General features: G+C 52.5%; 17 protein-coding genes. 8 read left to right on the forward strand and 9 right to left on the reverse strand.

Annotated features, from left to right (window positions below; translation table 11 throughout):
- Positions 1 to 181 precede the first annotated feature (181 nt).
- Entirely contained in the window at positions 182 to 1045 is an 864-nt protein-coding gene (locus tag K3T83_RS42350) for a methyltransferase domain-containing protein (RefSeq protein ID WP_220209185.1), read from the reverse strand.
- Positions 1046 to 1285: 240 nt separating this feature from the next.
- Here K3T83_RS42350 and K3T83_RS42355 point away from each other — a divergent pair, with 240 nt between their 5' ends.
- The 3 genes from K3T83_RS42355 (at position 1286) to K3T83_RS42365 (ending at position 4812) form a co-directional block, all read left to right on the forward strand.
- Positions 1286 to 1849, forward strand: a complete 564-nt coding sequence (locus tag K3T83_RS42355; RefSeq protein ID WP_220209186.1) for a GNAT family N-acetyltransferase — start codon at positions 1286 to 1288, stop codon at positions 1847 to 1849.
- A 326-nt stretch (positions 1850 to 2175) separates the two neighbouring features.
- Positions 2176 to 3648, forward strand: coding sequence for a glycosyltransferase 87 family protein (locus tag K3T83_RS42360; protein ID WP_220209187.1), 1473 nt, complete (start codon positions 2176 to 2178; stop codon positions 3646 to 3648).
- A gap of 135 nt (positions 3649 to 3783) precedes the next feature.
- Entirely contained in the window at positions 3784 to 4812 is a 1029-nt protein-coding gene (locus tag K3T83_RS42365; protein ID WP_220209188.1) for a radical SAM protein, read from the forward strand.
- 60 nt (positions 4813 to 4872) lie between these two features.
- Here the strand turns inward: K3T83_RS42365 and K3T83_RS42370 are convergent, their stop codons facing one another.
- Positions 4873 to 5379, reverse strand: coding sequence for a DUF4231 domain-containing protein (locus tag K3T83_RS42370; RefSeq protein WP_220209189.1), 507 nt, complete (start codon positions 5377 to 5379; stop codon positions 4873 to 4875).
- 847 nt (positions 5380 to 6226) lie between these two features.
- Here K3T83_RS42370 and K3T83_RS42375 point away from each other — a divergent pair.
- Positions 6227 to 6649: a hypothetical protein gene (locus K3T83_RS42375; protein ID WP_220209190.1), complete on the forward strand. Its 423-nt coding sequence runs from the start codon at positions 6227 to 6229 to the stop codon at positions 6647 to 6649.
- A gap of 20 nt (positions 6650 to 6669) precedes the next feature.
- Here K3T83_RS42375 and K3T83_RS42380 read toward each other — a convergent pair whose 3' ends face one another.
- Positions 6670 to 7596: an AraC family transcriptional regulator gene (locus K3T83_RS42380; protein ID WP_236065189.1), complete on the reverse strand. Its 927-nt coding sequence runs from the start codon at positions 7594 to 7596 to the stop codon at positions 6670 to 6672.
- Between the two features lie 211 nt (positions 7597 to 7807).
- On the opposite strand from K3T83_RS42380, the gene K3T83_RS42385 reads away from it, so the two are divergent.
- Positions 7808 to 8593, forward strand: coding sequence for an SDR family NAD(P)-dependent oxidoreductase (locus tag K3T83_RS42385; RefSeq protein ID WP_220209192.1), 786 nt, complete (start codon positions 7808 to 7810; stop codon positions 8591 to 8593).
- Between the two features lie 325 nt (positions 8594 to 8918).
- On the opposite strand, the gene K3T83_RS42390 is transcribed toward K3T83_RS42385, so the two are convergent.
- The 4 genes from K3T83_RS42390 to K3T83_RS42405 all read right to left on the reverse strand — a co-directional run bounded on the left by K3T83_RS42390 (position 8919) and on the right by K3T83_RS42405 (position 11599).
- Positions 8919 to 9329, reverse strand: coding sequence for a nitroreductase family deazaflavin-dependent oxidoreductase (locus K3T83_RS42390; protein WP_220209193.1), 411 nt, complete (start codon positions 9327 to 9329; stop codon positions 8919 to 8921).
- An 80-nt stretch (positions 9330 to 9409) separates the two neighbouring features.
- A complete protein-coding gene (locus tag K3T83_RS42395) occupies positions 9410 to 10021 on the reverse strand; it encodes an isochorismatase family protein (RefSeq protein ID WP_220209194.1) in 612 nt (203 codons plus the stop codon).
- A 112-nt stretch (positions 10022 to 10133) separates the two neighbouring features.
- Positions 10134 to 10565, reverse strand: coding sequence for a MarR family winged helix-turn-helix transcriptional regulator (locus K3T83_RS42400; RefSeq protein WP_220209195.1), 432 nt, complete (start codon positions 10563 to 10565; stop codon positions 10134 to 10136).
- 86 nt (positions 10566 to 10651) lie between these two features.
- Positions 10652 to 11599: a DUF3592 domain-containing protein gene (locus K3T83_RS42405; RefSeq protein ID WP_220209196.1), complete on the reverse strand. Its 948-nt coding sequence runs from the start codon at positions 11597 to 11599 to the stop codon at positions 10652 to 10654.
- A 367-nt stretch (positions 11600 to 11966) separates the two neighbouring features.
- Between K3T83_RS42405 and K3T83_RS42410 the strand changes: the two genes are divergently transcribed.
- Both K3T83_RS42410 and K3T83_RS42415 read left to right on the forward strand, forming a co-directional pair.
- The gene (locus K3T83_RS42410; RefSeq protein WP_220209197.1) at positions 11967 to 12827 is read left to right on the forward strand and encodes a hypothetical protein; all 861 of its coding nucleotides are present in this window, start codon (positions 11967 to 11969) and stop codon (positions 12825 to 12827) included.
- A gap of 594 nt (positions 12828 to 13421) precedes the next feature.
- Entirely contained in the window at positions 13422 to 13817 is a 396-nt protein-coding gene (locus K3T83_RS42415) for a GlcG/HbpS family heme-binding protein (protein ID WP_236065190.1), read from the forward strand.
- A 140-nt stretch (positions 13818 to 13957) separates the two neighbouring features.
- Here the strand turns inward: K3T83_RS42415 and K3T83_RS42420 are convergent, their stop codons facing one another.
- Complete coding sequence (locus K3T83_RS42420) at positions 13958 to 15925, reverse strand: sensor histidine kinase (RefSeq protein WP_220209199.1); 1968 nt, start codon at positions 15923 to 15925, stop codon at positions 13958 to 13960.
- A 159-nt stretch (positions 15926 to 16084) separates the two neighbouring features.
- Here K3T83_RS42420 and K3T83_RS42425 point away from each other — a divergent pair, with 159 nt between their 5' ends.
- Entirely contained in the window at positions 16085 to 16255 is a 171-nt protein-coding gene (locus tag K3T83_RS42425) for a hypothetical protein (protein ID WP_220209200.1), read from the forward strand.
- A 233-nt stretch (positions 16256 to 16488) separates the two neighbouring features.
- On the opposite strand, the gene K3T83_RS42430 is transcribed toward K3T83_RS42425, so the two are convergent.
- Positions 16489 to 17898, reverse strand: a complete 1410-nt coding sequence (locus K3T83_RS42430) for an LCP family protein (protein WP_220209201.1) — start codon at positions 17896 to 17898, stop codon at positions 16489 to 16491.
- Positions 17899 to 18004: the final 106 nt, after the last annotated feature.

Consider the following 18004-nt stretch of genomic DNA (forward strand, 5'->3'; position numbering starts at 1 on the left):
ACAAGGGGCGGTGTGGAGGTCTTGGAGGGGGCCTTGCGCTTGTCGCTCTCGCCACACCGTTTGTCTGTTTCCCAATCCTCGTGACCCAACGGCGACAAGCGCAAGGCCCCCTCCAAGACCTCCACGCCGCCCCTTGTCGCTACGGACGGGCGCGGGGAATTTTTTCTCTTCCTGGAGCTTTTTATTGCGCTTCAGGCTTCGTGCCGGTTACGGTGAGCATGTTCCAGACGCCGACGAAGTCGCTGGCGTGCATCTCGATCAGCATCTCCTGATAGAGCTTCTCGAAATCTTCATCGGTGATAAGGCCGGTCTGAATGAAGAGAGGGCGTGCCATGTGGTATGCCACCTCGAAGTTACGGTACAGATCGGTCCATGCCTCTGTTTCGGCTGAGAACTCTATTGCATGCCCGATTAGCTTGATATTCTGATATCCTGCTTCACGAAAGAGCCTCGGGAGCATATGGGTCGTGTTGGCTGTACGGTTGCCAACGGGGAAACCAAGACCGGCCCGCAGACTGCCTTCAAACATCATTTGCGCCATCCGATCAAGCGCGGGACTGCTGGTAACGCCCAGATCAATTGGCTCGGTAATCTGGAGCCTGCCGCCGGGATGGAGAATGCGCGTGCATTCCGCAAGAAAGCGCGGCCAGATCTCGCGTAGCAGGGAGCCAATCAGCAAACGACCATTCACCAGATCGAAAGCTCCATCAGGAAAGTCCAGCGGTTGATTGAAGTCCATCACGCCAAACGAAGCGTTGGTGAGTTGCTGGCTCCGGGCGCGAGCATTGGCATAATCAACCATCGGACGACCGATATCAATTCCGGCCGCCTCGATGTTCGGATACTCAAAGGCGACATCCAGCACCCATCCTCCGGGACCGCAGCCCAGATCCAGCACATTACGGAACGTCGTAACCTCCGATGCCGACACACCTTGAAATACTCCCCCCATCGCTTTTGTGAGCAAGCGATCCTGATGTGTCAGGCGCGCCAGTTCTTCGGGGCTATCCGGGTCAAACACATAATTGTTTTCGGATGACGCCATTAGGTCCTCCTGTGAGGCTTTCTCTTTATTGCTTTAGATTGAGATCATATGCGAAAAAAGTTGCTTTGCCAATACATCGCACTGAATCAATCTGATTATACAAGAACTACACTCTGTAAGCAAGTAGGTACTGTTACTGCTCAGAGCGATTTAAACCGCATAGCCGGAGAGATATTGACTTTCGATACCACTATCTCTATACTTTTCTCTGTTATGCACGAACAGGGAGGAAAGAAGCATATGGATATTGAAGCGATGTTTTCCACATTTCCCACTCTCACAACAAATCGTCTGCTTTTGCGGCAAATCCAGCCGAACGACGCGGAGGCGCTTTTCGCCACCTTCTCCGATGAGAGCGTCATGGAGTTCTATGGGCATCTGCCCCATCGTTCTATCGAAGAATCGGTCGAGTTGATTCGGAAACAACATGTCTGGTATGCTGAGCGCACTGGCATTCGTTGGGGCATCACGCTCAAGGGGGATGATCGTGTGATCGGTTCCTGTGGCTTTTATGGCTTCGACGAGGGTTTTCGTCGCGCCGAAACCGGCTACGAACTCAATCGTGCTTTCTGGCGACAGAGCATCATGAGCGAAGCTATGTCCGCTATCCTGAACTATGCCTTTAGCGAACCTGCCCTCAATCGCGTCGAAGCAGTGGTCGATGACGTGAACGAGCGCTCCAAAGGTCTGTTGCGCAAGCTGGGCTTTACCCACGAAGGCACGCTGCGCCGCCGCTTCTTCTTCCGCAATCGCTTCCTTGACGAACACTACTTCGGCCTGCTGAAAGAAGAATGGCCCCTCTGATTTCGTAGTCGCACAGATACGAGATCTCCTAAATAAAAAAGGACCTGGACAGAGAGGTCTCTCCCTTTTCCAGATCCTTGATTGTTGTGGTATCACCTATTCGCGCTATAGAAATTATAGTCTGATGAGCCTGGCTGTGCCGCGTCTGGTCTGCCTATCTGCACCTCTATTTGCCTTCTTAAAATTTTCCATCCCCATTGAGGCTTTCAATAAATTTTCAATCAGCGAGTGCTATGCTCATTCTCATGAGAAGGCGTTTCTCTTCAAGAAAAGTCCAGGAACAGCAGAACACGCAACCTGTATAAACATCTCTATGGAGATACAATATGTCTTTGAAAACGACACTTTCTTCACCAGTTGTACAGATACTCGCACGCATCCTACTGCCAATACTCTTTGTCCTTGCGCTCGTGCTGCGGGTATCGCTCTATCATATAGAAACAAGCGACTATACCTTTTTCGTAAGCCAGTGGTACGATTACATTCAGACCCACAATGGCTTTGCGGCCCTCAGATACGAGTTTGCCAATTATAACGTCCCATACCTCTACCTGATTGCCATCCTGACCTATCTACCCATCCCCAAACTGATTGCGCTCAAAAGCCTTTCGGTGGTCTTTGATCTGGTGCTGGGCCTCTTCACTTACCTGATTATTGGCATCAAGTATCCACGTTCTTACGCTGCGATCATCGGGGCGCTGGTCGTCCTGTTTGCTCCCACGATCTTCATTAATAGTGCTGCCTGGGGACAATGTGACGCGATCTATACGGCATTCTGTCTTGGCAGCCTCTACTTTTTGCTGAAAGATCGGCCAGCCTGGGCCTGCGTCTTCTTCGGCCTGGCCTTTGCTTTCAAGCTTCAGGCGATCTTCTTTGCACCGATCTTTCTGATCGTCCTTTTGCGCAAAAAGGTGTCCCTGCAACATCTCGTCCTGATCCCCGCCATCTTCCTGCTCATGCTCCTTCCCGCCTTGATTGCCGGTCGCGATGTCGGCAGCTTGCTGAGCATCTACGGTGAGCAGATCACCACCGGGGGCGTCGGTGGCGGCGTCACGACCAGCTTTAATGGTGGTGGCGGTAGATTTGCTGGCGGCAATCGACAGGGACCGCCCCCCAACAATGGCGCGCCCGGTGCTCCGAACAATGGCGGGCAACGAGCCTTCAATAGAGGAAGCAATAGCAATCAAGACGGTATCCCGAGCAATGGTGGGCAACGAGCCTTCAATGGTGGCGGCAGGCCCAATGGTGGTGGGCCGCGTGGCGGCATGAATGGCGATAATTTTTCCTCGTCGGCCCTGACCTATAACGCAGCTTCGTTCTATCAATGGCTTCCAGACAACCTGCCCGGCTTCTGGAAATGGATCGGTATTGCTCTCGCTGGCCTGTCGGTTGGCGGCGTTGGCCTGCTCGTCTGGAAAAGCGAACAGCCGCTCACAAAGGCCGTTCTGCTCAAGGTTGCGGTCACTTTTGCCCTGGTGATCCCCTTTTTCTTGCCAGAAATGCACGAGCGCTACTTCTACCTCGCCGACGTGCTCTCAATCGTCTATGCCTTCTACTTCCCGCGCTACTTCTACGTACCTGTGATTATGCAGGCAAGTTCGCTCATCGCCTACGCGCCCTATATGCTCAATGCCCACGTCATCAATCTGGGTTACGCCTCCTTCGGCGCGCTACTGCTCAATATCATCGTTATCGCTGATCTTGTCGTGACGCTCTATCCCCGCAAGAAAAAGGCCAATCGGGAGGTCGTCGCGGAAACGCCCACCTCCGAGGTCTCGGATGCCATCTCAACCTTGTGAAACAATAGCGCTCCCGGCTCTCTGCATCCGTCTTTTCTCGCATATGGTACACTGAATAGAGAAGAGCGTTGCATTGTGTAGCGACAACCACAAGGGATTGTCGCTGCGCGATTCATGGAAATTGGAGCGAATTTCATGCAAAATCGAACCTCTCTCCGTTCGTTGGCCTCTTTCGAGAGCGCTCTCCTCACGAAGCGCGCGTTCAGCGGGTTTCTCCACATTCCCGTCGTCGCCCCGGCCTTTCTCAGATATATCTATCGCCGGGCTGAGCGCCATCAACGCCCCTTGATTGCCAGCATCAACGTCGTCAATCGCTGCAACCTGCATTGCGCCGGATGCTATTGGACTCGCACCGAGCGCGAGGAAGATCGCCAGGAGCTATCGATTGAGGGCGGCATTCCGCTGCTGCATAGCCTGTGGGAAAAGGGTGCGCGCCAGTTCTTATTTATCGGCGGCGAACCGATGACGGAGCGCGAGAAAGTCGAGCAATGGGTGTGCGAGGTCGCTCAACTGGGCGGCATCTCGACCGTGATTACCAACGGCACCTATGGCCTGCCAGCTCCCGGTGAGTGGCCGCGCACTCACTATTTCGTCTCATGCGATGGCGATAGAACGGGCATGAACCGCGTGCGTGGCTTTGACGTGGTGCATCAAACAAACGTCTTTGAGCTGGTGAAGTCGGTCGCGACTCAGCGCAAAGACGTAATGCTGGCGATGACTATCAATAAGCTGAATGTTGATCGTATCGAAGCCTTTGTGCGTGAGGTGGCGACCTGGGGCATTGGCGGCGTCGTCTTCTCGTTTGCCACGCCCAACGTTGGGGATCGCCAATCCTTCTATCTCTCCACCGAACAGCGCGAACAGGCCGTGCAAGATCTACTACGGCTCAAGCGCGAGTTCAAAGATTTTGTGGCGATGGGCAGCCGGGCCATCGAGCTGCTGCGCCCCTCCGAAGTGGAGCAATGGTCGCAGCGCTGCCCGACCTTCGCAGCACAATCCATCCGGGCTGATGGACAGCCCCTTGAGCGCTGCGTCTTTGGTCCGACCGGCGATTGTTCGCGCTGTGGCTGCAATATCTCTACGTCGTTTGTAGCCCTGCGCGAAGGCGACAGCGAGACCGCACGCTTCGTCACCTTCCCGGCGCGCAGGGCCGGCATCTCCTGAGCATGTGGTAGCACCAATCGTACTGGGTTGGTGCTACGCCAACCACCAGCATGCGCTACGCTAGTTCTGTGCCGCTTTCGGAAGTTGCGCCCTTTTGAAGAACTCTTCGCTCTCTTCGCTTGTGACGGAGCGGGTATCGTCAAGCAATTGCTTTGTTGCCTGCATCGCTATCTCCACCGCTTTTTGTGGGTCCATTTCGTATTTTGCCTGAATAATCTTTAGCTCCCACTCTTTGAGCAGATATTCAAGCATAAAGCGCGTCTGGCTGAACCCTCGCCAGTTGCTTTCCCAGTGGAAAAAGGCGCTTAAACCCGACAGCCCGGCAATTGTCAGGGCGACGATTGGCAGCACAATACTGATCCAGATCCCTTCTCTCAGCGTGCTTAACAAGGGGAGACAGGCACTCAATACGATTATCAATACACCCGCAAAGCGAAAACGGAGCCGTGCCTGCCTGGTCGCTTTTTTGTATCCCTCTATTTTTCGTACCACGAAATCTTCTTTGAGCGTTTCCAGTTCTTTGAGGATAGAGATAAATCGTTCATCCTTTTGCTGCTCGCCCTCCATGCTGCACTCCTTCAAGATCTAAATACCTTCTGTCAAGTATACCAGCGTATCAACCAGATTGTATACGATTTGCTTGTTGAAAAATGCGCTGTTTTTATGCTATACTCTATGAAAGAAGCTGAATTCCTCTTCACACCGATGAAAAAGTTAGTAACTGACAAACATCTCAAGCACATAGCAGCCAATTTTGAGCCTGTTTACGCAACATAGACATTGAGGGTCGGTATCCTGTGTCCTGACGCATATTTCCCTTTTTAGCGAATTTATGAAACCGACGATAGGGGGCAGTCTTATGGATTTCAAAAAAATAACGCCAAAGCCGGTGGAGCAAATGCCAACAGCAGACATAATGCGAAATGTGTTTGAGGGAGAGCCATCAGACCAAAGTAGCTCAAACTCGGGAGATGTCCAACCACAGCGTCAAAGGCGAACAATAGACATTGAAGCAATCCAGAAGATAAAACCAACGGCAGAGCACCTGGAAGCTGAAGCCCTACGTACCTCCTTCTACAGATGGAGAGAAGGTGCGGAACGGATCAGCAAGGACGATTTTAATGCAGCCAAACTTATAAAGCAGCTCAATGATATAAGGATGTACGGAACCGATAAGCCAAACAAAGAGATCCAGCAAGTACGCTATCAAGTACGAGATCAACGAGCTAGGGATGTATCTGCAAACATCAAAGGTCTGATATCGACGGATATATACGCGATGACTGCATATCTGTACGGACTCGACTACAAAAATAGAGCAGGCATGACCTGGATGATGAGAGAATATAGTGAGCAGATCGATCTCAGCAGGCAAATAAGGCCAATCTCCACCATGCTGCGGAGGAGAAGAGAGATGCAAAAAGCAATGATTCGGGCATTGCGAAGGCGAGTAAGGAGGCAGATGCCGAAGGGGAAACAGAGAGCTATGCAAGATGAGTTACCAGCACTACAGGAACGAGGGGAGATGAAGTCTCAGGAAATAGCGCCCGCGGAGCCGCTTGCATACGAGATAGGCATGGAGAACTACCTACCTTATGGAGAAGAGAAGCCGCATCAATTGCGAAAGGCACCACAGCAGCGTATACAAGAATATATGAATTCACAGGAAATGGAGGTAGTTACGGAGCAAATAGCATTTATGATGTATGTTGAGAGCTTTCGGGATGGAGGAGAAGAGGGGTTGCGTCAATTGCAACACGACTTTCCAGAAACCTATAAAATAGCAATACGGCACATACAACGGATGAGGGAGCAAGGAGAGCTGTCCGAACAATAGGGCTATCCTTCCTGTCTTTCTCATTCTCCTCGCAGCCGTTGCACGTCGCGCATCGGGGGAACACCGAAGAGGTTTTTGTACTCTCGATTGAAATGAGATGCGTCTTGATATCCGACGCGATAGGCCGCACTGGTCGCGTCCAGACCTTCCCCCAGCATCAGACGGCGGGCTTGCTGAAGTCGCAACCGCTTCTGGAATTGCAAGGGACTCATCGCGGTGACGGCCTTGAAATGATGGTGCAGGCCCGAAACGCTCATGCTCAACTCGTGCGCGAGTTCCTCGATGTGCAACGGCTGGGCGAAGTCCTGGCGCAGTCGGGCAACGGCTCTGGCGATATCGGAGGTGTACCCTCCCAGAATCGCTAGATGGCGGAGGCGGTCCCCTTGCTCTCCTACGAGAAGACGATAGATGATTTCCTGCGTAATCAGTGGCAGCAGGACCGGCACTTCAGCAGGAGCATCCAGGAGCCTCATCAGACGCACCGCCGCGTCAAGCAGATTGCTGTCCAGCTGGCTGATACCGATAGCTCGTGCGTCTGACTGTTTCTGAGGCTGCATGTATCCCGCATCCAGCAGAACCGAACTCACGAGGGCAGGAGAGAGTTCCAGGCGAAGGCTGAGGTAGGGCAGTTTCTTTGAAGCTTCTACCACCTGGCTCACGCTAGGAAGTTCGATCGTGGTCAGCAGGTAATGCAAAGGATCGTACCGATAGCGACTCTCACCGAGCAGAACCTCTTTGCTGCCCTGAGCAATCACGCACACGGATGGGATGGATACTCCATGATGTGGCGCTGTCAGTGACGATGAACGAGCCAGATGTAGTCCCGGCAATGGCTGAACCGTTCCATCTTCATGGAGAACTCGCGAAACCCGCTCAACCAGTTCTTCGCGGTTGTCCTGGAGCCGCTGCATCTCGCGTTCGGTCTGCTCTCTGATCGTCGTAGACATCGGAACTCCTTCTCTTCTCGCTCTTGTGCTCATTTTCAATATTTGCAGAATCAGACAATTATTTTCGACAATCATTCTATCACCCCGCGCTCTGATGCTTCTATACTCCCTGTAGATCAAGCGCATCCCTGTTTGTTGTGTTGAACACTTATAACAGAAGGCCGGGATGTGCTGGTTGTTTATATTGGAACGATAAAAAGGGGAAACCGAAATGGGAAAACTTGATGGAAAGGTTGCGATCGTGACCGGAGCGGGACGAGGGATAGGACGCGCGATTGCGCAGGCATACTTACAGGAAGGCGCATCAGTGACCATAACGGCGGCGCGCGAACAGGCCGAACTGGATCAACTGGCGAAGCAGGATGGGTCTGAACGAGTGCTGGCACTGCTGGCTGATGTAACGGACTTCGAGGCATGTACCCGGGTGGTAGATCAGACGACCCAACGATTCGGGCACATAGATATCCTGGTCAATAACGCGGGGCGAGGCTTGAAGTATGTCAGCTCTTCTTTCCTGATGGAGCCTACTCGCTTTTGGGAAACAGAGCCTTCGGTCTGGCGAATGATCGTAGAAACGAATGTCAATGGACCATTCTATATGGCTCGTGCAGTGGTTACACACCTGCTTGAGCAGCAGCATGCCGGGAGCATTATTAACATCAGTATGAACTATGAAGGGATGAAGCGGCGTGGCTTTTCTCCCTATGGGCCGTCGAAGGCTGCGCTTGAATCTGCCTCGGCTATCTGGGCACAGGAACTCAACGAGGCGCGTATTCGTGTCAATGTTCTGCTGCCGGGCGGCATAACGAATACGGGGATGGTCCCGGCTGAGATGCCAGCCGAGATACAGATGCTCCAACCGGAAATCATGAATGCTCCGGCTGTGTTTCTCGCCTCGGACGCTTCGCAAGATCTTACCGGTCGTCGCTTGATTGCAACCGAATGGAGTGCTGCGAATCCACAGGGCAGGGCTATTGTGGAGGGAATCGGGGCGTAATACTCTGTCAAGCTTCATTCGCAAAGGGAACGGCAACCGTCTATGGTAGGGGCGATGGCTGGTCCTCGCCCTGCTCCACAGGCGCGTTGATGGGGCAACACCGGGCGAGGACCAGCCATCGCCCCTACCATAGACGGTTCCACCCTCCAGGATGTTGTGGATGCCTCAACGAATGAGGTTTGACAGAGTAGTAGCACCAACCACAAACCCCCTCCTGTACCGGGTAGGGAGATCTAGAGCGCGTCTTTGGATTTCCAAAGACGCGCCTCTCGAACAAAGCTGTGAGTTTTTTAGGAGGTGCCACGCCAACCGCAAGGGATTAGCGCTACTGTCGCTCAAGGAGAAACACCGGGATTTCGCGGGTGATGTTCTTCTGATACTCTTCATAGGGAGCAAACACCGCAACGGCCTTAGCAAAGGCTTCTTCCCGCTGCTTTCCTGTGAGCAATCGCGCAGTCGCTTGAAATGTTTTTTCCCCGACCTCAATAGTGACATCAGGATAAGCTAACAAATTGTAGTACCATTGAGGATTTTTGGGGGCACCTCCAGCCGAGGCAACCGCAATATAGTGATCCCCATCGGGAACAGCTATTAAGGGATAAATGCGGGCTTGACCTGATCGGGCACCTCTGGTGGTCAGCAGGATCAAGGGTTGCCACCCTTGCACCACACCCCCCTGTGTACGGAACTCCTCGACCAATTGACGATTATAGGCCATCCACTCATGTTCGTTCATGCTTTTATCTTCTCCTCTTGAACGCTTCAGTTGAGGCGGTTTTCAGTATCATATGTTTGCCTCTGTGAGGCGATGTGCTTTTAAGAGACAGAGGCACTGTCCATACGGACGAGGCCCGCCGGTAGGGTCGCGTAGATCTCTCTGGCTCTGGGATGAGCATTGTCGGCCATCATCGCCAGAACGAGAGGTCTCGTGTCTACCAGGGCTACACCTGCCTGGCTCAGACGGCTGATTGCCGCGATGGAGGGCGAGGGCGAAAAGAGACCGCAGGCATCGAGAACGACATACGTGTCGTAACCTTCCGCCACGCTGGACAACGCAGGAATCTGAGCGCAGACCTCAAAACCGGTGCCTGCAATGATTACCTTCTTGCGCCCGGTTTCCATGATGGCCTCTTTGACGCGTGGTTCTTTCCAGGCATCGATGAGCGTGCGGTCAATGATCGGCTGATTCGCAAAAATTTCACCCAGATCGGCAAGCTGCGGCCCATTAGAGCCAGCAGATAAAACAGTCGTCATGACTGCTGGTACTCCTAACATGCGGCTGACATGAGCCAGCGCAAGCAGGTTGGCTCGCGTTCGCTCCGGCTGGGAAATTCTGCTAAACAGACCCTCTTGCTGATCAATAATCAACAGCACAGCATTCTCCGGTGTAATTGGATCGAGAATAGCTCGTTTCGTTTCCGTAGACATTATCTCTCTCTTCCTTATATGATTGAAACCCGTAGCGACAATCCCTTGCTAGTGTCGCGGCTTGCACTTAGTTGCCCGTCCAAGTATTGGAAGAAAAAAATGGCGTGGACCGCTACCGCTCTAAGTTCGTGGCAATGGTCGCCAGCAGACGATGCAGGAGAACGCGTTCCGCCTCAGTCAAGCCTTCGGTAAGCTGCTGCTCTAAATCGAGCCACATTTGCCAGGCCGGTTCACAGAGAGCGCGTCCTTGCTCAGTGAGATAGACCCGTGAAATGCGCGCATCATCGGAGTCGGCACGACGTTGCACCAGCCCGGCACGCTCCATACGTTGCACAACCTTCGTGATCGTGGAGAGGTCCAGGCAATTGCGGCTGGCCAGTTGTGATTGTGTCATGCCATCTTCTGATCGAAGAGAGAGCAGCAGCATTTCCTGCCCTGTGTAGAGACCAATCTGTTTTAACCGTTCACTGCCGAGGCGATGATGCGCCTTCTCAGCTCGCACCAACTGGCCTCCAATCAGGTGTCCAACGATTGTGAGATCCATCTTTCTTCCCTTTCATTACTTGGATGTCCATATAATATATCAGAAGAAAGGGTATGTCAAGAGCTTCCATCATAAGGATATCGCGATCAGGGCACAAGCCAGAGAATCAGCATAATGATAGATGCAACAAGCAGCAGCCCCGTTACCCCGAGGAATCCTGGCACACAGGCTGAGCCATCGGGCCATTCTCCATAACGACGATAACGTGGGTAGAGCGGATCATAGCAGACGGGAACAAGTGAGCCAGGCGCAAGTGCTTGCTCAACGGTGATCTGGCGCTCTGCTCCCTGCTCCTCAAGGGCGCGGAAGCCGATAATCGACACAATATATTTGCGGGAACGCCTGCGCCGCTCCTCGTTTCTTATGACCATGCCCTGTGTGACTACTCCACGCTTCCAGAGCGCGTAGAGCCGCCAGACGCTCCAGCTAAACAGCAGATATACGGAAATAACCAGCGCGCTGAAACCGATCAGGCTCAGGAGAAAGGTGCCGATTGCATCTGACCTGTTATAGCCATAAAAGACGAGAAACGCTTTATCGGGTTCAGCCGGATTATACCAGCAATCCGTCGTCTCCCCAATCTGGTAGCGATCCGCGACCTCCTGGGCATCGCTGTGCGTAGAATAGCCCTGTTGCCTCGGTCCATCGAACCCGGTTGCCGATGCCTGCCCGCCACTCGACGGATGTACAGTATAAGAGAGCACAGGATAATAGGTTCGGCTTGTGACGTGCCCGCTTTTATTCTTGTTTACATGCTCTTTCACCTGCTTATTCGTGATTGTGCAGGAGCCTTGCCGATACGTGCTATAAACAGCGGTGTCATGCAGTGGCAAGATCATTGCTCCACCAATGATGGAGAGAAACAAGAAGAGTTTGATAAAAAAGCGCAGCCGAAGAAACTGTTGTCGTTTCGCTGGATAGGTATAATCTGCCCCATTCGCTGAATAATAGAGCGACAGATCGCGATACGCATAAGATGGCTGTTGTGAGTTGTCTGCGTAAGGTTGGTTTCCCGGCCAATACTGTTGTGACATGCTGCTCGTCTCTCCTGTTAGAATCACGGAATAAATAATACCTATGTCTTATGAACGCATGAGCATGCGATTTTTCAAAGTGTTTTTCAGCGTTGAGTGGCTCTATTTTCTGGCTGAAGAGACGTGCATCGCCTCCAATCTGGTATTGTCCCTAAATAGGAGTTTTTAGGAGATAGCGGGCAAAGACGTTAAAATATGCTAACCTGTCTCTCATTGGTTCCTTCTTATTTTTTTTCTTCCCCTCTCTATTGCTATTCTTTCTATGATTGATTTATATCAATCATCATGTTATAGAATTCATAGAGAGTAGTCTTTTTAGTATACTTGATCTGTTACATAAATATTGAGCCTTTAAGGAGGTTATCATATGTTACTTGCTCAAGTGGCACTTGTTCCTGAGAATGAAGATACCGGTATTTCCATGTCCAATCTGACCCGTGTTGCTGCGGCATTGCAAAAACAAGTTACAAGGGATTTTGGCCCTATCTGGGAAATAGACGCAACTGTTGATGGATTTGCAAGCCTGGAGGATGTCCCTTTGGGATACTGGCCTATTCTCATCAGTAAGGATGCACCAGATTCCGCGCTAGGCTTTCATGTAGATGAACAGGGGCAACCGTTTTCCATCGTGAAGTTTAACGCGAATTGGTCGCTGACGGCCAGCCATGAATGTTTGGAAATGCTTGCTGATCCCTTTGGCAACCGATTGGTTCCAAGCTTCTCTCTTAAAGATGATCAAGGGAGGGTGTCCTACCTGGTAGAAGTATGTGACCCCTGTGAAAGTGTCGAATTTGCCTATACCTCTAATGGAATATTGGTTTCGGATTTTTACACACCTGATTTCTTTGACCCGGAAAAAACTACGGGAGGTCGTTATGATTTCGTTGGTAAAATTGAGCAACCTCGACAGGTTTTAGATGGCGGCTATATTAGTTGGAGCGATCCTCGTACTAATGAATGGTGGCAACAGCAGTTTTTTGGCGACCGACCCCAGTTTGTCAATTTAGGGAAAATAACCGGGGCGCGCAATATTCGCGAGGCTATTGATAAGAAAACGAGGGAGATGAATCTCAGACCTGAAGTGGCCGGACTACCTGAAACCGATAAATTCCTCAAGCGTGCGCAACAAGATTGGCACAAGGTAACAGTGGCTTCGCAACCGCAAGCATCAATGTTACGTACTACCATCAAGAAGCTAAAGGAGGAAAAGCAACTCGTTGGCGTCTGAGCTGAATTGAACCTGTGGAAAAGCTCAGATGAGACTGAGAAGAGAGAGCAGGAGGAGACATGCTGAGTCAGGTGGTCGATCGCAATGGCATCCCACTGATGAGCAATCACCAGCCTGTTCCTCATAAGGACATGCAAGCTCAATTCAACTGAAGCGCTCCCAAGTCGCTCATGACGCGGTGAGACGACGAAGGAACTGGCTGAGCTGCTTGGGACCTCCAGAAGTCGAGGGACTCTACTGGTATCAGAAAACTGGTTCTCCATCTTCTTCCGTGCAAGGCACGTGCGTAGGGAAAAGGCGTTTAGGCCAATCGGCATCTGTAGCGGATTTCCACATTACATGAGACAACCTATGTACCTACCTCATTGCACAGAAGAAGATGGAGAACCAGTTTTCTGGGTAAATTCCGCTCTCCTCCAAAAGTGGGACAGGTGAAACGTGGCACAACTCCACTTTCGAGTGATGACACACGCTCATGCGGAAGGCCACACTGTCTCGTAGGAAGCATGCACAAGGCTCTACAGAAAAGAGAACATGCTTGGAGGAGCCATCCATCGAGACTGTGGTCAAAATAAACGAACGAAGGAGATTGTGATGGTCACGCTTCAGGATGCAAGAAGAGTTATTGACGCTGCCGAGAAAAAGGCTCAGGAAATTGGTCAGCCGATGAACATAGCGGTGGCCGATGCGGGAGGGAACCTGTTAGCTCATATCCGTATGGATGAAGCCTGGATTGGGAGTATTGATATCTCTATGAAGAAAGCTTTTACGGCACGAGCTTTCAACATTACTACGAAGGATTTGGCAACACAAGCCCAATGCGGCGGGCAATTTTTCGGCATTCACGCATCCAATGATGGTCGGGTCATGATCTTTGCGGGGGGAGTTCCGCTTCAACGGGATGGGAAGGTGGTTGGTGCTGTAGGGGTGAGCGGTGGTTCAGGCGAACAAGACCACGCGGTAGCAATGGCCGGAGCGCAAGCTTTCTAGCTTTCTCTACAAACTTGATCGGTTCGCGAGACCCCATTCATTCTTGCTGGCGAAGAGAGGATTGGATCTGGTCGGTATCGAAAACCTTGCCTATGAAATGTCCGTCGTCCTTGCAGATCTGTGGCACGCCCAGACCCCTGCTATCCCTCTTGGGCACTGACATGGGGGGCTGTTGGCAAGGTAAAGCAAAAGCGACTGCCTTCCCCTGCCATCCCAGAACTTTCCACCCAGATCTGCCCCCCCAGCGTCTCGACGAGTTGCTTACAAATGGAGAGACCCAGCCCTGTTCCTCGAATGGAGCCAGCCAGGTCGCGATGGAGGCGTACAAATCGACTGAAGAGCAATGCGCTCTCCGCAGGGGGGATCCCAGGCCCGGTATCCTTTACGCAGATGCAGAGGAACTCCGTAGCACCGTGTTTCTGAAAGCGTGGGCGATAGGGCTGCGCACTGATGCTGATCGTGGCCCCCTTTGGGGAATATTTGAACGCATTGGAGAGCAGATTGAGGAGGATGCGGTGCAGATAGCCTTGGTCGGCAACCACAGTGAGGTGGTCAGCCACATCGAGCACCATCTGGTAGTCCTGCCTCGTTTGAGGTCCAAAGAGGTGAAGTACCTCCTCCACCACTGGGGCAACAGCGAGGACCTGGGTGCGTGGTGGGGAGTGCCGAAGATTCCCACGAAGCGCATCCAGCACGGTGTCAATGAGGTGGTGGAGTTCTTCACAGCCATGGAGGGCATGGGCGAGAAAGGTGGCTTGCATGTGTGTGTCAATCCTTCCTGCGTGTTCGCTCAACAGCTCAAGGTATCCCTGCATTTCTGTCAAGGGCGTGCGCAATTCATGATTGACATTGAGGAGAAATTGGTCTTTGAGTTCATTGAGGGAACGTTGTTGCTCGTACGCCTCCGCAATCTGTGCCGATTGTTCCTCCAGTTGTTTATTCATCTGCTTGAGAACCTCATTGTTTTGGTGCAAGGTGTGTTGCATCTGACGCAAGGCGTTGTTGTAGAAGAGCGCCTCGCGAATGAGGAAGTACTGCCTCAAGAGAAGCAGTCCGATCAGCACGGCAGCCCCCAGGTATACCCCGTGAACGAGAGTGGGGTTGGTGCCTGTTTGCCATACATAGAAAGCGAGCGCGCCGACCGCTACAATGAGTCCATACGGCAGAAGCATACTCCAGTAAGAGGAAACCTGCCAATCAGCATGGTTGGCACCTTCTCCCTGACCTGCACGCGGAGAGGAAGGCTGCTGTTGAGAGAGCCATCCGTTGACGACTTGAGCGGCGAGGCCAATCAGCATGTACCCCAGCGGCCATGCCTCATCCTGCCAGCCGTGGAGGGACCTGAGACGCAAGATCTGTGCAAAGTCCATGCTATCAGCCATGACAATGATGATTAGGCCAGCAGAGAGCAAGAGAACGGCAAGGCGTGGAATGGAATTATCAGCTCGAAAGAGCAGGCGAAACACGCAGCAGATCAACACCAGGTCAAAGAGGGGATAGGCGCTGCCTACGATCTTGGCGAAGACGCTTGCTTGCCCGTGCAGAATATCTGGACCCAGGACAAAATACCAACTCACGGTAGCAAAGGTGGTCACGATCATGAAGCCATCGAGGGTGACCCGTGAATGGGTGTTAGCTGGAAGCGAACGGGTGGGCAACAGCAGGATGCCCAGGAGCAAAAAGGGAAACGTACTCAAAGACACGGCGTCTGCCCAGGAGGGGAACGGCACCCAGTGATGCAGATCATAGAAGGTGGAGATAACCTGTCCGATGAATTGGCAGAAGATGCCTATGCAGAGCAAGAGCGGCACCCAGCGCTGCCCAAAGCCAGCAGTGGTTCCAGGAGGGGAGGTGGCATCTGGAGCAGGTGCGGCACTGCGCCAGGGCCACGTGAAACCAATCAGGCAGAGTATCGTTGCCAGGAGCAACCCAAGCGCCTGCCCAACATCGTCTCCCATCACAAAGAGCGACTGAGGTCTGGGCGTGAGAAGCAGCCAGTACAGGAACAGGCTATTGAACATGACGACTACAAGGACACTCACGTAGAACGATCGTCGGAGCGATTGAGGCACGGCCCTCATTATCTGTTGCGGCTGGAAAACGTTCATTGATCTCTGTGACCCTCTCTATCCACATCCCTGCACGGTCTCTCCTACACGGTGACCTGTCCGACTCGTCGGAGATTCCTAGATATATTGACACTGTTCAATAAATAATTGTATCATCTTTCCTCCTGGGTGTCTTGCTCTCTGTGAGAGGAGAGCAACATGATCACAATGCCCGTCCCCTTCAGGAGGCATGGAGAGGCGAAGCAGCAAGACTCGTTGCCTCGTCATGTTACCCAGATGCCCAGAGGCTCCAGGCCAAGTGAGACGTTTATCGAACTCGCTCTACTTGCTCAGAAGAGGGAGAACGAGCGCACGAGCGGTGCGACCTGATTCTCACCGCCCCCTTCTGGCTCCCTCAGAGAAAACGTGAACTGCACAGGTGTCCAAGGATCGACATTATCTCGCGTTGTATGTAACAACAGACCGTAAACGGACAAGTGGTAATAAGTATGGGGAGGAAGCGGGTTTGAGGGCGGCGAGTGAGCAGTCGGCGTCAAGGGTGAGCAACACAGCCATTGATCATTGGAGAAGCCGCTCCACATCTCAAGTATCAGGAAACCTCTTTATACTTTCATTCCATCAAACGATTCAAACACGACACAGAACATGAGATCAAGCAGATCGTGGAGACTATCTATGCCCGCAAAGCCTCGGCTCCCCTGTGGCATACTCACGTTTGTTATCTGGCTGATTGCCCCAAGCATTTGCCAGGTGTTCTCTATCTCCATCGTGTCGATTGTCGTAGGAGCAGGCGTGCTCGCGGTGGATAGCGTTGGTTGCGTCGAGGCCACAGCCGCAGTGCTCTTGCCGTTCATCGCTCCCTGCGGGATGCATTTCGCGTTGCCCCTCAGACCGAACATCTTCGCGATCCTGGGCGTGATCTGGTCACAGAGCGGAAGGTAGTTTGTATTCGCACCACTCGGCATTGAATAGGGCGGACTCAATGTTACGCGGTCGATTTTGTTCGTATCGATGGTGCGCGCGAAATTGGCGAACGGGTAGATCTGATCGAGGGTCAGATCTGTCTGAAGCGACCCTTCCAGATCCTTGAGCAATTCCGGCGCTTTGGGAATGATTTCGGATGTTGACAGTTTCATTTTCAACTGGGTTAATACCTGCTGCTGCCGGGCGGAGCGCCCAAAGTCGCCCATGAAATCAGCGTGTCGCGTGCGGACATATTCCAGCGTTTGCTGGCCGTTCATATGCTGCGGACCTGGCGCGATATACAGACGCTTAAAATCGTAAATGCTGCTGTTGGGGTTGTTGGTATCGTCGGGATACACGTCGTCAACCATGGGATGGATCGCATCGATGTCAACGCCGCCTGCCGTGTCGATTATCTTGACGAAGCCGGTCAGACCCACCCAGGCATAATGATCGATGTGAATGCCGTAGTTATAATCGATAGTGTCCATCATTCGCCCAGCCGCTCTGGCGACGCGATCAAAGACCGTGTTGCCACGATATCCAGAGCTGAATACCTCGGCCAACTTGGGGTGCCCTCCGCTGATGGGATCGGTCACCTGCATATCGCGTGGGATGGACATCATCCCAACATATTTGGCTTGGGGGTTGATGGTGACAAGGATGACGATTTGCGCCAGCGGCGTACCGTTTTGCACATCATTCCTTTTCCCATCGGTGTCACTGCCCAGCAGCATGATCGTGACGCGCCCTCCTGTGAACTGAGCATGCTGCTTCGAGTTGGTTTGTGCTGCTGCCGTGTTGGTCGCGTCCAGCTTACTGCGTGAATGGATCGCTTTTTTGCCCGTCATGGTATTGATTGCCTGCGCAAAGTTTTGCTGGTAATACCAGTAGCCAGCGCTGCCGACGAGGAGCAAGAAGATCAGCAGGATAAGCGCGGAACGCCTCAGGATACGTTTCGCTTTCCTCTGTTGAGATGGTGATATGCAGCTCGGCGGCATGCCCTTGCGGGACCGACCCGTTGGCGTGGCCCGGTTGCTGTGGCCCATTGGAGCCTCCCGGCGTGACTTGTTTGCTGTGGTTAGATACCTGGTCTCTTTGAGTATAGCATTTGCCTACGCTTTTTCCATCCTCTTGCAGGTGAATTCCTGTTCG

It is taken from the genome of Reticulibacter mediterranei (assembly GCF_016587455.1).